The following is a 3,191-nucleotide window of genomic DNA, read 5'->3' as shown; positions in this document are numbered from 1 at the left end:
AAAACTCCTTCCTAAGTGTACAAGCTTTGATTATTTGCTTGTCTACTTAAGTAGGAGTATAGCCGATGTGACAAGCGTCGATGTCGCATCTTTTTTTGTGGCGTTGATGATGATTTTAGGACAGAGGATTGCGTGCAGGTTATTTAAATGTCTTTTGAGATGGCAATTCAGATAGGCAAAAGTTGTGTAAGAAAATGGACTGATAGTCGTGAGATTTCTGTTAATGAGCCGGTTTTGCGAATTTACAGAAAGGGGCGCTTTAGAGATTTTTCACGGTTTTTGAAAAAGCTCTAAACGTGATTTAAGACAATTCGATTTTTAATTGGCTTAAATCTATCCCCCACGGCAATCAGTTCATTTTCTGGAGCAACGTTGCCAAAAGCAAGTCTGCATTGCCAATTTTCATAAAAAATTAGCTATCTTGTTGGCTTAACCGCCGGAAAAAGGTAAAATGAATTTAACGATAAATCGAGTCCAATGTTTTATCGGCCTTTTTTTGTAGTATGATAGTTTTTTAAGCTAAGTATGAAAATAGTTCTCTAAATAAAATTGTTGATCAATAGGAGGTCACCAAACTGATGAAACTTTACTTGATGTACGGCGGTCGTACCGTGGAACATGATGTGACGATCATGAGCACGCATTCTGCGCTCGAGGCAATTGACTACAATAAGTATGAAGTGATACCAGTCTACATTACCCACGAAGGACAATATATCAAAGGGTTGACGATCACGAGCCCAGTCGCAAGCGACCAAGCTTTAAAGTTGGACTTGGCTGATCAAGCAAGTTGGCGCAAAGACCCCGAGCATTCATTGGGGACTAAGTTTGAGCTCGATGAATTAGCTAACAACCAGGATGCCGTCGTTTTCCCAATGATTCACGGGACTTATGGTGAAGATGGCACGATCCAAGGCCTGTTAGAAGTATTGGATGTGCCATATGTTGGTGCAGAAATCCGTGCAAGTGCCGTGGCGATGGATAAAATTATGTCGAAAATTATTTTCGATGAATTTGGCATTCCCCAGGTACCTTACTTGCCAGTTTTAGCAACGGATTATCAAGATGCGGCTAAGGCCGATGAGATTTTGGCGAGCGTCACCACAAAATTAGGATTCCCTGTCTACGTCAAGCCCGCGAATGCCGGTTCAAGTATTGGCATTACGAAAGTTGACGAGCAATCGGATTTAAGAGCTGCAATTACAAAAGCTTTCAAATATGATAATCGTGTAATTATCGAAAAAGGAATCAAGAACGCTCGCGAATTGGCGGTTGGCTTATTAGGCAATGACCAACCAAAGGCCTCGATTGCTGGGGAAATTGGCAAAAAGCAAGAGTTTTACGATTATGAATCGAAATTCGTCGATGGTTCCACTAAGTTGATCATCCCAGCAAGCATTTCTGCAGAACAATTAGCTGCCGTTCAGAAGTATTCTGTTTTGGCCTTCAATGCAGTTGGTGCGAGTGGCCTAACGCGCGCTGACTTCTTCTTGGATGCAGATGGCGCTGTTTATTTGAACGAAATTCAAACGATGCCCGGCTTCACGAAGTTTTCGATGTACCCTTATTTGTGGCAGGCGAGTGGCGTGTCCTATCCTGAATTGATCGACACTTTGATCAACTTGGCCGTAGAACGCTATCAAGCAAAAAAAGAGATTGCCGCAAACCTTTAAAAAATTAATGGCATCATCAAAAGAGTGAGGACAGAATCAAATGAAAATGACATTATCTGAAATTGCGCAAGCAGTCGGTGCGATAATTCCAGAACAGCAGTTAAGTAAGTATCAACAAACAATTATTACGAACGTTGCCATCGATAGCCGCCATGCGCAACCGGGGAGCTTATTTGTTCCCTTGTCGGGTCAGCAAGATGGGCATGATTTTGTGGCCAACGCTAAGACGACTGGTGCTGTCGCGACTTTTTGGCAAACAGGTCATCCCAACCGACCGACAGATTTACTCGTTGTCGATGTTGACGATCCATTGGCTGCCATGCAGGGATTAGCAAAGTATTATTTGATGAAGGTCAATCCTAAAGTCATCGCCGTAACTGGTAGTAATGGTAAGACGACGACGAAAGATATGATCGCTGCGATTTTAAGTACGCAAAATCGTACCGCTAAGACGCAGGGTAATCATAATAATGGCATTGGTGTGCCCTTAACGATTCTAGATATGGCTACGAATACAGAAGTCTTGGTCGTTGAACTGGGCATGGATCATCCAGGACAATTAACGTTTTTGAGTAAGATGGTTGAACCAGATGTTGCTGTGATCACGATGATCGGTGAAGCACACATCGAGTTTTTTGGAACCCGAGATAAAATCGCCGATGCTAAAATGGAGATCACTAACGGCATGAAAGAAGACGGTAAGCTGGTGATCAATGGTGATGAGCCATTACTGACGTCTCGTGCGGAAAAATTGCAACCTTTAACGTTTGGTGCTCAGAATCATAATTATCTTTATAAGACATCAATGAAGTTGGGCGCTGAATATAGTGGGTTCACCGTCAATCGTTGGCCGGATTTAAATTTCCGTATTCCGATGATGGGTGAATTTAATATTATGAATGCATTGGCCGCACTAACGGTTGGTCGCATCTTTCACGTGGTTCCCGATAAAATGGTAACTGCACTCACAGAGTTTCAACCGACTGAAAATCGAAATCAGTGGGTCAAGAGTGATTCTGGCGCCATGATTTTAAGTGACGTTTATAATTCTAATCCAACGGCGGTACACAAAATCTTACAAAGTTTCGCTAAAGTTGCTGGAACTGGCCATCATATTGCAGTTCTGGGGGATATGTTGGAATTAGGGGAGAAGTCGGCAGAGTTACACGCTGGATTAGCGTCGGATCTTTTACCCGAACAAATCGATGAAGTTTATTTGTACGGTCCCGAAATGAAAGCCTTGTATGCAGTACTGCAGGAAAGTTATACGCCGGAACAATTACATTACTATTCTGAATCAGAACAGCCACAACTAATCAAAGATTTGCAAAACAATTTACACTATCGCGATTTAATTTTACTGAAAGCTAGCAACGGTATGCATTTTAATCTGGTGCTCAAAGGATTAATGTAGTTAATAACATGAAAATAGAAAAGGATGTCTGATGAGGAGGCTATACTCCTACTTAAGTAGACAAGCAAATAATCAAAGCTTGTACACTTAGGAAGGAGTTTTTT

2 protein-coding genes are annotated in these 3,191 nt (G+C 41.9%); both read left to right on the top strand.

From position 1 onward, the window contains the following. The first annotated feature begins 578 nt into the window (after nt 1–578). Nucleotides 579–1,673 (top strand): D-alanine--D-alanine ligase family protein, encoded by a 1,095-nt coding sequence (locus EKM67_RS10495; RefSeq protein WP_164506651.1) that lies wholly within the window; start codon nt 579–581, stop codon nt 1,671–1,673. 40 nt (nt 1,674–1,713) lie between these two features. Next, the gene (locus EKM67_RS10490) at nt 1,714–3,087 is read left to right on the top strand and encodes a UDP-N-acetylmuramoyl-tripeptide--D-alanyl-D-alanine ligase (protein ID WP_125578927.1); all 1,374 of its coding nucleotides are present in this window, start codon (nt 1,714–1,716) and stop codon (nt 3,085–3,087) included. The last annotated feature ends 104 nt before the right edge of the window (nt 3,088–3,191 follow it).

The sequence above is a fragment of the Lapidilactobacillus mulanensis genome, from assembly GCF_003946215.1.
Classification (GTDB): domain Bacteria; phylum Bacillota; class Bacilli; order Lactobacillales; family Lactobacillaceae; genus Lapidilactobacillus; species Lapidilactobacillus mulanensis.
This window is presented reverse-complemented; position numbering and strand designations above follow the sequence as displayed.

Bases quoted from the DNA above. Each gene is read 5' to 3' on its own strand.
- EKM67_RS10495 (WP_164506651.1), top strand. From the start codon at position 579: ATGAAACTTTACTTGATGTACGGCGGTCGTACCGTGGAACATGATGTG.
- EKM67_RS10490 (WP_125578927.1), top strand. From the start codon at position 1,714: ATGAAAATGACATTATCTGAAATTGCGCAAGCAGTCGGTGCGATAATT.